Source organism: Enterovibrio sp. QJM3NY_24 (assembly GCF_057786035.1).
This window is the reverse complement of sequence record NZ_CM173519.1, coordinates 3,541,046-3,555,321: the sequence shown is the minus strand read 5'-3', so window position 1 is coordinate 3,555,321 and position 14,276 is coordinate 3,541,046. Positions and strand designations below refer to the sequence as shown.

At 47.5% G+C, this 14,276-nt stretch carries 10 protein-coding genes, 4 tRNA genes and 1 rRNA gene; 8 read left to right on the top strand and 7 right to left on the bottom strand.

All coding sequences use genetic code 11. The features are described from left to right. Nucleotides 1-35 precede the first annotated feature (35 nt). Nucleotides 36-151: ribosomal RNA gene (gene rrf, locus AC3CIC_RS16030) — 5S ribosomal RNA — on the top strand. A 105-nt stretch (nt 152-256) separates the two neighbouring features. Beyond that, nucleotides 257-333 (top strand) — tRNA-Asp (locus AC3CIC_RS16025). 142 nt (nt 334-475) lie between these two features. Here AC3CIC_RS16025 and AC3CIC_RS16020 read toward each other — a convergent pair. Next, nucleotides 476-769: a SemiSWEET transporter gene (locus AC3CIC_RS16020; protein ID WP_488515040.1), complete on the bottom strand. Its 294-nt coding sequence runs from the start codon at nt 767-769 to the stop codon at nt 476-478. Nucleotides 770-869: 100 nt separating this feature from the next. Continuing rightward, nucleotides 870-1,760 (bottom strand): HTH-type transcriptional activator IlvY, encoded by an 891-nt coding sequence (gene ilvY, locus AC3CIC_RS16015; protein ID WP_488515039.1) that lies wholly within the window; start codon nt 1,758-1,760, stop codon nt 870-872. Between the two features lie 153 nt (nt 1,761-1,913). On the opposite strand from ilvY, the gene ilvC reads away from it, so the two are divergent. Beyond that, nucleotides 1,914-3,398: a ketol-acid reductoisomerase gene (gene ilvC, locus AC3CIC_RS16010; RefSeq protein WP_016961623.1), complete on the top strand. Its 1,485-nt coding sequence runs from the start codon at nt 1,914-1,916 to the stop codon at nt 3,396-3,398. Between the two features lie 80 nt (nt 3,399-3,478). Here the strand turns inward: ilvC and ubiK are convergent, their stop codons facing one another. The 4 genes from ubiK to AC3CIC_RS15990 form a co-directional block, all read right to left on the bottom strand. Then, nucleotides 3,479-3,739, bottom strand: coding sequence for a ubiquinone biosynthesis accessory factor UbiK (gene ubiK, locus AC3CIC_RS16005; RefSeq protein ID WP_017004968.1), 261 nt, complete (start codon nt 3,737-3,739; stop codon nt 3,479-3,481). 151 nt (nt 3,740-3,890) lie between these two features. Beyond that, a complete protein-coding gene (locus AC3CIC_RS16000; protein ID WP_394212344.1) occupies nt 3,891-6,977 on the bottom strand; it encodes a multidrug efflux RND transporter permease subunit in 3,087 nt (1,028 codons plus the stop codon). Between the two features lie 10 nt (nt 6,978-6,987). Then, the gene (locus AC3CIC_RS15995) at nt 6,988-8,094 is read right to left on the bottom strand and encodes an efflux RND transporter periplasmic adaptor subunit (RefSeq protein WP_394212346.1); all 1,107 of its coding nucleotides are present in this window, start codon (nt 8,092-8,094) and stop codon (nt 6,988-6,990) included. Next, complete coding sequence (locus AC3CIC_RS15990) at nt 8,091-8,678, bottom strand: TetR/AcrR family transcriptional regulator (protein WP_394212348.1); 588 nt, start codon at nt 8,676-8,678, stop codon at nt 8,091-8,093. Before AC3CIC_RS15990 ends, AC3CIC_RS15995 begins: the two co-directional genes overlap by 4 nt. A gap of 239 nt (nt 8,679-8,917) precedes the next feature. Here AC3CIC_RS15990 and rep point away from each other — a divergent pair, with 239 nt between their 5' ends. Further along, nucleotides 8,918-10,936, top strand: a complete 2,019-nt coding sequence (gene rep / locus AC3CIC_RS15985) for a DNA helicase Rep (protein WP_016961628.1) — start codon at nt 8,918-8,920, stop codon at nt 10,934-10,936. A gap of 77 nt (nt 10,937-11,013) precedes the next feature. Here rep and AC3CIC_RS15980 read toward each other — a convergent pair whose 3' ends face one another. Beyond that, nucleotides 11,014-11,433, bottom strand: a complete 420-nt coding sequence (locus AC3CIC_RS15980; protein WP_017004964.1) for a c-type cytochrome — start codon at nt 11,431-11,433, stop codon at nt 11,014-11,016. 342 nt (nt 11,434-11,775) lie between these two features. Between AC3CIC_RS15980 and AC3CIC_RS15975 the strand changes: the two genes are divergently transcribed. The 4 genes from AC3CIC_RS15975 (at nt 11,776) to AC3CIC_RS15960 (ending at nt 14,249) form a co-directional block, all read left to right on the top strand. Then, a tRNA-Arg gene (locus AC3CIC_RS15975) sits at nt 11,776-11,852 on the top strand. Nucleotides 11,853-11,890: 38 nt separating this feature from the next. Beyond that, nucleotides 11,891-11,966, top strand: a tRNA-His gene (locus tag AC3CIC_RS15970). A gap of 2 nt (nt 11,967-11,968) precedes the next feature. Continuing rightward, a tRNA-Pro gene (locus AC3CIC_RS15965) sits at nt 11,969-12,045 on the top strand. 479 nt (nt 12,046-12,524) lie between these two features. Further along, on the top strand, nt 12,525-14,249 hold the full coding sequence (locus AC3CIC_RS15960) for a dipeptide ABC transporter ATP-binding protein (RefSeq protein WP_488515038.1): 1,725 nt from the start codon (nt 12,525-12,527) through the stop codon (nt 14,247-14,249). Nucleotides 14,250-14,276 lie beyond the last annotated feature (27 nt).

Here is a 14,276-nt window from a genome sequence, read left to right as displayed (position 1 = left end):
TTTTCGCCTCATGGCGGGGAACAGTACAAAATTTGCTTGGCGACCATAGCATTATGGACCCACCTGATCCCATGCCGAACTCAGTAGTGAAACGTAATAGCGCCGATGGTAGTGTGGGGTCTCCCCATGTGAGAGTAGGACATCGCCAGGCTTCAAATTCGTTTTCATCTTTTAAGAAAAAGATGAAGGCAAAAAGTTCAGATACACGCATTGAACTGTGTGTATCGGATAGACACCAAGGTGTTTATCCCCGTGTGGAGCGGTAGTTCAGTTGGTTAGAATACCGGCCTGTCACGCCGGGGGTCGCGGGTTCGAGTCCCGTCCGCTCCGCCATTTATTAAGAAGCCTCGTCAGAAATGACGGGGCTTTTTATCGTCTAGAATTTATCAAAGGGATAATACAAGATCGATATTTGAACCCCTATCGAGTTCATTGCCCATCTATTAGCTATTGTCACAAATCCTTCTTTACACGATCAAAAAGTCCCTCCTGTATGGATACAAATTCCCAGCACCATAGCGACGTACATCAGAAATCCCAACCCGTTACCTGCCCATATCGTTGGGTTTTTATGGTAAAGACCGTAGATCGTCCAAAGCAGGGCAATAGCTGCGTACAGCAGCCAAGTTATCAAAGATAACCCAGCAGCATGTTCACTGTGAGAAAAATATAGTTTGTACAGTTGAGGCAGTGTGGCAAGCGGGCTAATGAGCCCCATAACGAGCATGACAGGCTCGAGTGCTCTTCCAAAGCGTTCTATAAGGGTCATATTGTTCCAGGCTGACGTTTACTCATAAATTCAGACTAATGGGCGGCGTCAAAACCTGCAATGAACGAGGAGGGCGATATCGAGACTGTACCGGAAATGATTAGATCGTGATGGTTTTACTTTCAACGACATCCCAAAGAGCTTTCACTAAAGGGTTGTCGAGTTGAGATCTCAGGCAACATACACCAAGCTCAAAAGGCTTGATGGGAGCTAGCCTGAGCCGATTGATTTTTTCTCGTACTGGGCTGTTATTTATTACAACATCTGGCGCGATCCCCACGCCACAACCTAATGCCACCATGCTAACAATGGCCTCATGGCCTGATACTTGTGCGTAAATATTTGGCTTTATCTTCATCGTCTTGAACCAAGTGTTGGCACGCTCTCTCGCTGTACCTGCTTCTGGCACTATAAATGGGATGGATGACCAATTCGGGGTATCGTTTTGAAGAGTATCGGCAAAGCTGCTGATCCCTGCAGGTGCAATAACAGACAATGGGATTTCACTAATGGCTTCAAAAGCGATTTTATTTGGCAGTTGTTCGGGCTTTGCCGATATCGCAATGTCAGCATCGCTAGAAAGGATTTTGTCTATTGCTTGAGCAGGATCGCCTGTTGAAACTTTCAGCTCAATCAAGGGATGACGAAGTCTGAATTCAGAGAGCAGTTCCGGTAAATGGCTATAGCTGGCTGTCACCGAACAAAATAGACGTATCTCGCCTTGAAGCTCGTTACCTGAGCCATTGAACAAGTTTTGATATTGCTGCCACTCATTGAGAATTTTGAGTGCGATTGGAAGAAGTTTTTTACCTGCCAATGTGAGTTCGACACTTCGGTTATCACGTAGAAAGAGTTGTTGATTCGCTTCTTGTTCTAGTTTTTGAATCTGACGGCTCAGCGCTGATGGACTGATGTGCATTGCCGCTGCTGTTTTTGAGAAGTTTTTGCTATCGCAAAGGTGAATAAAAAATTGGAGATGCCTGACGTCCATGAACGGTCTCTCATGTTGCAAAAAATGCAATTACATGTTGTGAATATATCACTTTAAGCAATCTTATGCCTGTTCTATTATGAAGCCAATTCGATGGGGCAGATTGTCATGCTTACATCGCTCAGGACAGTTTTTTCTTACGGAGTATTCGACATGTCTAACTATTTCAATACCTTAAACTTACGCGAGCAATTGGCTCAGTTGGGTGTTTGCCGCTTTATGGATAAGGCGGAATTTGCTAATGAAGCTGATTACCTTAAAGGTAAAAAAGTAGTTATCGTTGGCTGTGGCGCGCAGGGTCTCAACCAAGGTTTGAATATGCGCGACTCAGGTCTAGACGTGTCTTATGCCCTTCGCCAGGCTGCAATCGATGAACAACGCCAGTCTTACAAAAACGCGAAAGAAAACGGCTTTAATGTCGACACTTACGAAAACCTAATCCCACAAGCGGATTTGGTTGTAAACCTAACACCCGATAAGCAACATACTAGTGTTGTAAGCGCGGTTATGCCATTGATGAAACAAGGCGCTGCATTGGGATATTCACATGGCTTCAACATCGTTGAAGAAGGCATGGAAATTCGTAAAGACATCACTGTTGTGATGGTTGCGCCTAAGTGCCCAGGTACCGAAGTACGTGAAGAGTACAAGCGTGGTTTCGGCGTACCAACATTGATGGCGGTTCACCCAGAGAATGATCCGCAAGGTGAAGGTCACGAGATTGCAAAAGCATGGGCTGCTGCAACTGGTGGTCACCGTGCAGGTGTTCTTGAGTCTTCATTTGTTGCCGAAGTGAAATCAGATCTGATGGGTGAGCAAACCATCCTTTGTGGCATGCTTCAAGCGGGCTCTATCGTATGTTACGAGAAGATGGTTGCCGACGGTATTGAACCAGCGTACGCAGGTAAACTGCTGCAGTTTGGTTGGGAAACCATCACTGAAGCGCTGAAGTTTGGTGGTATCACGCACATGATGGATCGCCTGTCTAATCCTGCGAAAATCAAAGCGTTCGAATTATCAGAAGATCTGAAAGATCTAATGCGCCCACTATACAACAAGCACATGGATGACATCATTTCAGGTCACTTCTCATCGACCATGATGGCTGATTGGGCAAACGACGATGCAGAACTACTAGGCTGGCGTGAAGAAACGGCAGGTACGGCGTTCGAGCAATACCCAGAGTCTGACGTTAAGATCGCAGAGCAAGAATACTTTGACAACGGTATCTTGATGGTTGCGATGGTTCGTGCGGGTGTTGAATTGGCATTTGAAGCAATGACAGCATCAGGCATCATCGAAGAGTCTGCATATTATGAATCACTGCACGAACTTCCACTGATCGCTAACACTGTTGCTCGTAAGCGCCTTTATGAAATGAACGTGGTTATTTCTGACACTGCAGAATACGGTAACTACCTGTTCGCTAACGTTGCAACGCCTCTGCTGCGCGAAAAATTCATGCCGGGCGTTGGTACTGACGTTATCGGTAAAGGCTTGGGCAATGTTGGTAATGACGCTGACAACGCAACCTTGATTGCTGTTAATGATGCGGTACGTACTCACCCAGTGGAGTGGATTGGTCAGGAGCTTCGCGGCTACATGACTGACATGAAACGCATTGCGGTTGGCGATTAATTCGCATCACTGTAAATAGAATTGAAAAACCCGGCTTCTGCCGGGTTTTTTTATGTTCTTTTTACTGTTGAGAAAGATATTTATCCGTTGCTCTTCTCATTTAGCTTCTGTTCGAACTCCACCAATTTTTGCTCCATTTCTGCAAGCTTTTGGCGAGTGCGCAGTAACACTTGAGTTTGTACATCAAACTCTTCGCGGCTAACTACGTCCAGCTTTGCCAATTGACCTTGGATGACTTCACGAACTTTCTGCTCAACATCATTACCCAGATCTTTGACCGGCTTCGGCATAGACTCATGGATTTGCTTGGCGATTTGCTCCAGTTTTTTTGGATCGAACATGCATTACTCCTTAATTTGATGCCGTTATTCTAAGCAACACCATACCTTTTGTCGAAACTGTCTTGCGCACTTTTGGTGAAAGTGTGTTTCATCTTGATATGTAATGATAAAAAAAAGGGCCTCATCATGAGACCCTTTGTTTACACATAAATTAATGCGCTGGTTTTTCCTCTGCGATTCTCTCTATGTCTTCCTCAAATACAGGCAGCGGCTCGTGGCGGCTAGCCAAATATGAGTAAATCACAGGCAGAACGAACAGGGTGAACAGGGTACCGATAGCCAGACCTGCAACGATAACAATACCGATACTGAAACGTTGAGCAGCACCTGCACCCGTTGCATACATCAGTGGGATCAGGCCAGCAATCATCGCTGCAGTTGTCATCAGGATTGGGCGAAGACGCACTTTTGCCGCCTCCATCACTGCATCCATTTTGCTCTTGCCGTGCAGCAGCTGTTCTTCTTTGGCGACTTCACAGATAAGAATGCCGTGTTTGGTAATGAGACCAATCAAGGTGATGAGACCGACTTGAGAATATATGTTCATGGTTGCGGCGCCCCACGCAAGGGCTATCAAAGCACCACAGATAGCCAGCGGTACGGATACTAGAATGACTAGCGGATCACGCAATGATTCAAATTGAATCGCAAGAACAAGATAAATCACAGCCAGTGCTAGCATAAAGGTGCCAAGCAAGGCGCTACCTTCGGTCACGAACTGACGAGATTCTCCTAGGTAGTCATGCTGATAACCGCGTGGCAATTTTTCGGCTGCGATGCTTTCAAACCAGTCAATCGCGTCACCCATGGCAACGCCTGGCGCGGCAACCGCACCAATCGTCGCGGAGTTAAGCTGATTAAAGTGAGGCAGAGCCCGAGGCTCAGCAACCACATCAATCGTTACCAGCGAGCCAAGAGGCACAGCTTCACCACTGGCAGAGCGTACGTAGTAACCCTTTATTGATTCAGGGTTCTGACGGTATCTACGTTCTACTTGCGGGATCACTTCATAGGAACGGCCATCTAGGTCGATTCGGTTGACGTAGCCATCCGCCATCATGGTACCCAGGGTGATACCAATGTCCTGCATGGTTACGCCGTACGCACCTGCTTTGTCTTTGTCGATGTTGATTTTCATCGTCGCAGAATCGAAGTTCAGATCCATATCCGCGTAAACGAACTGAGAGTTGGTTTTCACTTCAGCCAAGATTTCCGCAGCTACTTGGAACAGGCTTTCGAAGTTGCTTGGCGTAGTGATCACAAACTGAATTGGCAAGCCCGAGGATGCACCTGGAAGCTCTGGCATCTGGAATGCCGTTACTGCCATTCCTGGAACGTCTTTTACCTCTTCTGTCATGCGTTTAACTACATCTGCCTGACTGGCTTCGCGATCACTCCAAGGAACCAAGGATGCAATACCAAACGCCTGATTGGACTTAGGTACGCCTGAGAATACCTGCGCGAACGACACTTCTGGTTGAGAAGCCAATTTCTCGTTCACTTCATCCATGGTGTTTTGGATGTAATCCAAGTTTGCTGTTGATGGGGCTGTACCCATCATCATCATCACGCCTTTGTCTTCTGCTGGTGCTAGTTCACTTGGAATGAATTTAAACAAAATTGGCAGACTAACAAACACAATGACGGCGAAGGTAATGATCACCGGACGAATCGTCATGATGCCAGCTAGCATACGGGCGTAGCCTTCGGTCATGCGATCGAGGAAACGGTGTACTGTGGCCTCGAACTTGTTTGGCTGCTCATTGGCTTTAAGCATTTTAGAACACATCATTGGGGACAGTGTCAGCGCGATAATGCCTGAAATAAACACCGCACCTGCCAGAGTGAGCGCAAACTCCTTGAATAGGGAGCCTGTAATACCTCCCATCAAGGCGATTGGCGCATACACTGCTGCGAGTGTCAGGGTCATTGAAATGACCGGTACGGCGATTTCACGCGTACCAATGATTGCTGCCCGAAACGGGGTTTCGCCGAGCTTTATATGACGGTCTACGTTTTCCAATACAACGATGGCGTCATCCACCACGAGACCGATAGCCAGTACCATTGCCAATAGCGTCATCAGGTTTAGCGAAAAGCCAAACACCTGCATTATCATCGCCACACCGATTAACGACAGTGGGATTGTGATAATAGGAATGAGGACGGCACGGAACGAACCGAGGAACAGGGTGATAACCACTAGTACAATCAATGCCGCTTCAATGATGGTTTTCACCACTTCATTAATCGATTCATTGATGGCAACGGTCGAGTCATACAACACGTTCATCTTAATGGTGCTTGGCATATTGCGCTCAAGCTCTGGAAGTTTGGCCATCACATCTGCCGCGATGTTGATAGGGTTAGCGGTAGGCGCGGCATTGATCGCGGCAACCACGGCTTCAGAGCCATTGGCCGTCGCACGATAAATATCGTGGCTCTTCTCCAAAGATACCGTGGCAATATCGCCAAGGCGAAGTACCTGACCTTTTTCGGTCGAGACGACCAAGCGGCTGAGCTCTTCAGTGTTAGATACCTGAGTGTCGGCAGAGCCGTTATACACCATAAAGGTACCAATAGACTGACCTGTTGCTGACTGATAGTTATTGGCGTTCAATACACCCATCACATCGGTCGCGGTCAGGTTGAATGCAGCCATTTTCGCTGGATCTAGCCATACACGTAATGCGTATTTCAGACCGCCGTAAAGGTCAATTTTCGATACACCGTTAACGGTAAATAGCTGTGGCTTGGTCACACGTTCTAGGTAATCAGTGATCTGGCTGGAATCGAGCGTATCTGATGTAAAGCCAATATACATGACCGCTGTAGTCGAACCCGTGGACATGCTCACTGAAGGGTCTTCCGACTCTCCGGGTAATTGTGCGCGCACCGAGTTTACCTTGGCGAGAATATCAGCCAATGCTGCATTTGGGTCTGTGTTGAGCTTCATGTAGACAGTCACCGTCGAGCTGCCAAGCACCGATTCAGACGTCATAAAATCGATATTATCGGCCTGTGCAACAGCTTGTTCTAGCGGTGTGGTAATGAAGCCCTGGATCAAATCAGCACTAGCACCATAGTAACTGGTGCTAATGGTGACCACGGTGTTGGTCATGTCCGGGTATTCACGAACCTGCATCTTGAAAATAGATTGCAGGCCGAGCAGCGCGATCAGAAAACTGATCGACACCGCCAAAACCGGACGCTTTATGAAAATATCCGTAAATTTCATCGCGACCTCATTACAGCTGTGGCAATTGTGTCGGTGGTGTCAGCGCGTCATTTTCAACAACGCGAACCTTGGCACCATTGCTCAAACGAACCTGACCTGAAGTGACGACTTTATCGCCAGCGTTTAGGCCATCAAGAACATGGGCAATATGACCTTTACGCTCACCGACCTTCACGACTTGCTGATAAGCGCGGGTATTACCGTCTTCGTCACGCAGAACATAGACGTTTTCGCCATATAGGGTGAAATTGATAGCGGTTTGATCGACCACAACTTGATCTTCAATGGTGGGCAAAATGACTTTGGCGCGAGCAAACATACCCGAACGCAACTGACCGTCGTTGTTTGGAATATCCGCTTGGATTTGAATCAGGCCACTTTGGAAATTCACCGCAGGTTCAATAGCGCTGATCTTTCCTGTGAATGGTGTTTCTGGGTATGCATCGACAGAGATATTGATTCGTTGACCAAGGTGGATTTTAGCGATGTCTGTTTGCGGCACAGTAAAACGTAGTCGCATGACAGAGGTATCTTCCAATCGCACAATCTCAGTGCCTGGCTGCAGATATTGCCCCAAGAACACATTGCGCAAACCGACAACGCCATCAAAAGGTGCATCGATAGTACGGCGGTCGATAGATGCATTCAGACTTTCTATATCCGCTTGAAGTGAGCGGAAGTTGGCTTCTGCTTCGTCCAGTGCTTCTTTCGATATTGAGCCCTTACGGAACAAGCCCTGATAACGTTTGTACTTAGCTTCCGCTGCAGGCAAACGTGCTTGGGTACTCTTCAGGTTTGCGAGTTCGACCTTTGAATCCAGCGCAAGCAGCACATCATTTTGTTTAACTGGTTGCCCTGATTCGAAATTAATGCTGTCGATGATGCCGTTCACTTCTGTCGATAGTGTGACACCCTGATTCGGCTCGATGAAGCCGATGGCCTCAATGGTTGGTACCCATTCAGTGGCCGATAATTCGGTGACCGTGACCGGGAAATCCGGCTCAGGCATATTTGCCATGTACTCGGCGATTTTCTGTTGCTTGAACATGTTAAAGCCGATAACTGTACCAAACAGCATAATTGCCACGATCAACATGACAACAAACCATTTCTTCATTTAGATTTCTCCGGTTCTTTATGAAGGCTAATAGCGTCCCAGCAAGCGTCGATGGCATCGTCGATTGCTGAAGCGTTGAGATTTATAACACCCCGGGCCTGTTTGCGAGCTAAACAAATCGCGGGTTCAAGCCCTATCCCAGAAAGCACATCACTGGGTAGTGGTTTGAATGTTCCATTCGCGACACCAGCCTGAAAAAGGTTGTGGATTGGAGCGAAAAGCGCTTTTTCCATCGTCCTTTGTTCTGAGCTGTTTTGATAAGGCAGGCTATCAAACTGTTCGCGATTTATTGCATGGCCGTCACGACTGATGGTGAGTTGCCAAGCGTTTCGCCATGCAGTAACAAATTGTTGTTTCATCGACATATTGTCAGTCAGTCCGTGCACTATTTTCTTTGCACATTGGCTCATGACATGGTGGCGAAGTTGAGCGAGTAAATCGTTTTTATCTGAGAAGTACCGATAGATGGTACCAGCAGCAACCCCTGCCTCTTTCGCGACCATTTGCATGGAAAGGCGATCAAAACCGTGTTCTGCCAATAATCGCTCGGTGGCTTCTAGAATTTGTGTTTTTTTGTCGGACATACATTTTGCCTACAATGAATGAACGTTCATTCATTGTATTTGTTTTGAGACTGGCTGCAAGGTAAAACTATCATTGAATTTACTGGTTTTTTTAATTAAATGATGAGTATGTTCTCAAATCAGCGCCACGCAGAGCAGCTTGGCCTCATCGCCAACAAATTCTCGCTGAGCAAGCATCTTGACGTTGCTTGGGTATACAATGCACGAGCAAACTAATACTCCATATATCCGAGGACACCATGAAACTGAACCCTGCCCAAAATGACGCTGTCCATCATGTGTCTGGACCGTGCCTAGTACTGGCAGGCGCTGGCTCAGGTAAAACCCGCGTTATTACCAATAAAATTGCTTACCTCGTTCAGCAGTGCGACTACAAAGCGCGCCACATTGCAGCCGTGACGTTCACCAACAAAGCGGCACGTGAAATGAAAGAACGCGTTAATCAAACGCTCAGCCGCCAGGAATCACGCGGGCTAATGGTGTCCACTTTTCACACACTGGGCCTCAACATCATTCGTCGGGAATACAAAAGCCTTGGCTTAAAAGCGGGCTTTTCGCTTTTTGATGATCAAGACCAAATGGCGCTGCTGAAAGAACTGACAGAAGATGAACTTGAGGGCGATAAGGATTTACTCAAACAGCTTCTTCATACCATCTCCAATTGGAAAAATGACATGCTGACGCCACTGCAGGCAGAATCTGCAGCCATGGGCGAGCGTGACCAACTGTTTGCGCATTGCTACACCATGTATCAAAAGCAGATGAAGGCGTATAACGCGCTCGATTTTGACGACCTCATCTTGATGCCCGTGATCTTGCTAAAAACCAATCAAGAAGTGCGTGAACGTTGGCAAAATAAAATTCGTTACCTGTTGGTGGACGAATACCAAGACACCAATACGAGTCAATATCAGCTAGTGAAACTGCTGGTGGGAGAACGAGAGCGGTTTACTGTGGTGGGCGATGATGATCAGTCCATTTATAGCTGGCGCGGCGCACAGCCTAAAAACCTATTGATGCTCAGTGAGGACTTTCCTTCGCTCAAAGTGATTAAGCTGGAGCAGAATTATCGCTCAACCAGTCGAATTTTGAGGTCGGCTAATATCCTGATCGCGAACAACCCGCATGTTTTCGAGAAAACGCTATTCTCGGCGCTTCCTGATGGTGAAATGTTGACCGTGCTTAAAGCGAATAACGAAGAGCACGAAGCAGAGCGAGTGGTGGGTGAAATCATCGCGCATCGTTACATGAAGCGAACTGACTACAAAGATTATGCGATTTTGTATCGTGGCAACCATCAGTCACGCTTGTTCGAAAAAGCGCTGATGCAAAACCGTATTCCCTACAAAATTTCAGGCGGTACCTCTTTTTTCGCTCGAGCTGAAATCAAAGACATCATGGCGTACTTGCGCCTACTGACCAATCAAGACGATGACAACGCCTTTCTACGTATCGTGAACACGCCACGTCGCGAAATTGGGCCAGTAACACTGGAAAAGCTCGGTACTTACGCGAACATGCGTGGAAAAAGCCTGTTTGCAGCGAGCTTCGAAATCGGGCTTCAAGAACATCTTGCTGGTCGCGGTTTGGAATCGCTCCAACGCTTCACGCGTTGGATTGTCGAATTGTCGGATCAGTTCGAGCGCGGTGATGCCGTGGATGCCGTGCGATCGCTCGTACGTGACTCACACTATGAAGATTGGCTGTATGAAAACTCATCCAGCCCGAAAGCCGCAGAAATGGCGATGAAAAATGTCTCCGACTTGTACAGTTGGATTGTGGCTGACTTAGAGGGTGACAATCCAGACAATGAGCAAAAAACACTGCGTGAAGTGGTTCAGCGTCTGACATTGCGAGACATGATGGAGCGAGGCGAAGACAGCGATGATGCCGATCAGGTGCAATTGATGACCTTGCATGCATCGAAAGGCCTCGAGTTCCCGTATGTCTTTTTGGTTGGCATGGAAGAAGGGTTGTTGCCACACCAATCGAGTATCGACGAAGATAACGTCGAGGAGGAGCGTCGGCTTGCGTATGTGGGTATCACTCGAGCGCAGAAAGAAATGACGTTCACGCTTTGTAAAGAGCGTCGACAATATGGTGAACTGATAAAACCGCTGCCGAGTCGTTTTCTCGAAGAGCTACCCTACGATGATGTGGAGTGGGAAGAAAAGAAAAAGCCCCAGACTCAGGAAGAACGCATGGCGAAAGGAACCGCAGCCATCGCAAACCTTCGCGCGATGTTGAACAAAGATTGAAGATGACACATTGAAATGACCGCTTAACAAAACAAAAAGGCGACCATCAGGTCGCCTTTTTCGTCGATTAAATCGTATTACAGCGCCAGCATATGGTCGATAGCAGCAACGATCTCTTCGTCTGAACAATCCATACACGTACCGCGAGCAGGCATACCATTAAAGCCATTGATGGCGTGGTTATTCACAACGTCACGGCCCTGAGCGAGGCGTGGCTCCCACGCTGCGGCGTCACCGGCTAAAGGTGCACCCGCGGCCCCTGTCGCATGACAGGCCATACAATAGGTGTTGTAGACGGCATCGCCCGTGCGAGGACCAGTAGGAGCGGCCGCAGTTTCAACTGGAGCTTCACCTTCCAAATAAACAGAGCCTACCGGTGCGATTCGCTCGGCAATGGCTTCTTCAGACATGTCAGCGGCATTCGCTGCGCCCATCAGAGATAGCGCGGTGATAGCTGACACTGCTAAACGACGTAAAAAAATTCCCTTTGCGCTCACGGCTTCACTCCCAATATGTTTTTAGCTCCGAAAATTCGGGCGTTTTTTATGCTGTTAGTTATTTTTATCACAACTCGTGGTGTTGATCGGCTAACTAGGTCGATCTTTTGAGCTTTTGTGATAAGACTGACTACGAAGCTATGCCGTAATTAGGTTAACTCCGTGTAAACACTAAGTGATTATAGCGCTTTAGATTGTTGCGTTAAACCGTTATGATTATGGTCATTGGCGCGGTTTTTATCCTGATTGAGCAAAAAGAGAGCGGTCGGGAAGAAAATTAAAAAAAGTGCTAGACGGCAAGGGGTGATCTCCGTAATATGCGACTCCGCCGACAGGGACAAAGCGTCCGTAGCTCAGCTGGATAGAGCGTTGGCCTCCGGAGCCGAAGGTCGCAGGTTCGAATCCTGTCGGGCGCACCAAACCGGAAATGGAAACAAATTGGCAAAAAAGTAATGTGGTGGCTATAGCTCAGTTGGTAGAGTCCTGGATTGTGATTCCAGTTGTCGCGGGTTCGAGTCCCGTTAGCCACCCCACTCGGTGAATAGCGCAGCTTGGTAGCGCATCTGGTTTGGGACCAGAGGGTCGGGGGTTCGAATCCCTCTTCACCGACCACATTCAGAGAAAGCCCGCTCAATAGAGCGGGCTTTTTCGTATCTGCGATATAACTTTTGATAACACATCTTCAAGAAATCCTTCTCGTTTGCCTTATCTTTGACTGCGTGTCCTCACAGATCTCACCAAATAAACGCGCGTGAGGTGAGAATTCCCTACCTTTTGTTACAGCTATATTGCTCTTGGTTGAATACTTAGACGATCCCAAATTTCAGCAAGCATTGCGGTTTTGTCTCTGATACACATTGGTTTTACGCGTTATTCTCCGACATTTACCAAGCATGTCGATGCTGCCAATTAGTGTATTGATGAATATTTATTCGATTAAGTGTCATATTTTCAGTAATAAGTGTTAGTTTGTTGATTTTTCGTGAAACATTTGACAGATTGTAGGGCGTTAAATTGGTCTTGTTTTGTTGATGTAAACAGGGATTGTTTTCAGACAGGCACGGAATTGTGCAGTATCAAGGGTCTGGTCAATGGCATTGCTTGAAGTAAAAAATCTTCGTATTGAGTATCCGTCTCGTCACGGCATATTTGCTGCAGTTAAAAATCTCTCCTTTTCTATCGAACGTGGCGAAATTGTTGGCGTTGTGGGTGAGTCTGGCGCAGGAAAATCGACGGTCGGTAATGCAGTTATCGATCTTTTAAGCCCTCCCGGGCATGTCGCCAGTGGTGAGGTATATCTCGAAGGTGAGTTGATCTCAGGTCTTTCGCCGGAAAAAATGCGCCATTATCGCGGCGCGCGAATTGGATTTATTTTTCAAGATCCGATGACTTCATTGAACCCACTCTTCACGGTTGAAAGACAGCTTGTAGAAACGATTACCACTAACCTTGGTTTGAGCGTTGATGAAGCGAAAGAACGTGCTGTTTCTCTGATGGAACAGGTCGGGATCCCAGATGCCAATGTGCGGATTAAACAGTATCCGCACCAATTCTCAGGTGGGATGCGTCAGCGTGTGGTTATTGCCATTGCGCTTGCTGGAGAGCCGGACTTAATCATTGCAGATGAACCGACAACGGCTTTAGATGTGTCGATTCAAGATCAAATCCTTAATCTGATCCGTGAACTTTGCGTGAAAAAGAACGTAGGTTGCATGCTCGTCACCCATGACATGGGTGTTGTTTCTAATGTGACGGACAAAATCGCAGTCATGTATCGCGGGGACTTGGTCGAATTTGGCGAAACCGCCAAGGTGTTGAATACTCCTGAGCACCCGTATACCAGAAGCTTGATTTCCGCTGTGCCTCGATCAGACATTAAGCTCGATCGCTTTCCATTGGTCAGCTACATCGAAGAAGCGGTCGACATGAAGCCGCTGGACGTGAAAACCCATTGGCTGGGTCAAAGTCAGGATCAGCGTTCGTACACTGGGTCGTTGCTTAGCGTTGAAAACGTGAACCTTCGCTTTGTCACCAAAGACTCTTTCTTTGAAAGCCGCCGTGAATATGTGCAAGCATCGGATGACGTTAGCTTTGATGTGCATGAGGGCGAGACATTTGGTCTTGTCGGTGAATCTGGTTCAGGGAAGTCGACCATTGCGCGAGTTATCGCCGGTTTGTACCCACCTAACTCCGGTAAGGTCACTTTCGAAGGTATAGACCTTACTGCGCTGAAAAGTGAAGCGCAACGCCGTCCCATACGCCGTCAGATGCAAATGGTGTTTCAAAACCCGTATTCATCCATGAACCCCCGTATGAAAGTGCAAGACATCATTGCGGAGCCAATTCGTTTTCACCGTCTTGCTGAGAACGAAAGCCAAATCCGAATGATTGTGGGTGACTTGCTCGACCATGTCGGTCTTGGTCGCGCAAGCGGCATTAAGTACCCACATGAATTCTCCGGCGGTCAGCGCCAGCGTATCTCTATCGCTCGTGCACTGGCAACGCGCCCACGTCTGCTGATTTGTGACGAACCAACGTCTGCATTGGATGTGTCTGTTCAAGCTCAGATATTGAATTTGCTGAAAGATCTCCAGCAAGAACTGAATTTGACCATGTTGTTCATCAGCCATGATTTACCTGTGATCCGTCAAATGTGCGATCGCATCGGTGTCATGCAAAAAGGCACCTTGCTCGAAGTTGCCAAGACGGAAGACTTGTTTACGTCACCCCAGCACCCGTACAGCAAGAAGCTGATATCTCTTATGCCCGAATTTAAGGGGATGAGTGCGTTAGAGGCTGCTGCCGCACCACAATAATTTAATGCCGATAGTGGAAAGGATGGT

Coding starts and splice junctions, on each gene's coding strand:
- AC3CIC_RS15995 (WP_394212346.1), bottom strand. CDS start 8,094: ATGAAGAAATGGTTTGTTGTCATGTTGATCGTGGCAATTATGCTGTTT.
- AC3CIC_RS16020 (WP_488515040.1), bottom strand. CDS start 769: ATGACCCTTATAGAACGCTTTGGAAGAGCACTCGAGCCTGTCATGCTC.
- AC3CIC_RS15990 (WP_394212348.1), bottom strand. CDS start 8,678: ATGTCCGACAAAAAAACACAAATTCTAGAAGCCACCGAGCGATTATTG.
- ilvC (WP_016961623.1), top strand. CDS start 1,914: ATGTCTAACTATTTCAATACCTTAAACTTACGCGAGCAATTGGCTCAG.
- ubiK (WP_017004968.1), bottom strand. CDS start 3,739: ATGTTCGATCCAAAAAAACTGGAGCAAATCGCCAAGCAAATCCATGAG.
- rep (WP_016961628.1), top strand. CDS start 8,918: ATGAAACTGAACCCTGCCCAAAATGACGCTGTCCATCATGTGTCTGGA.
- AC3CIC_RS16000 (WP_394212344.1), bottom strand. CDS start 6,977: ATGAAATTTACGGATATTTTCATAAAGCGTCCGGTTTTGGCGGTGTCG.
- ilvY (WP_488515039.1), bottom strand. CDS start 1,760: ATGGACGTCAGGCATCTCCAATTTTTTATTCACCTTTGCGATAGCAAA.
- AC3CIC_RS15960 (WP_488515038.1), top strand. CDS start 12,525: ATGGCATTGCTTGAAGTAAAAAATCTTCGTATTGAGTATCCGTCTCGT.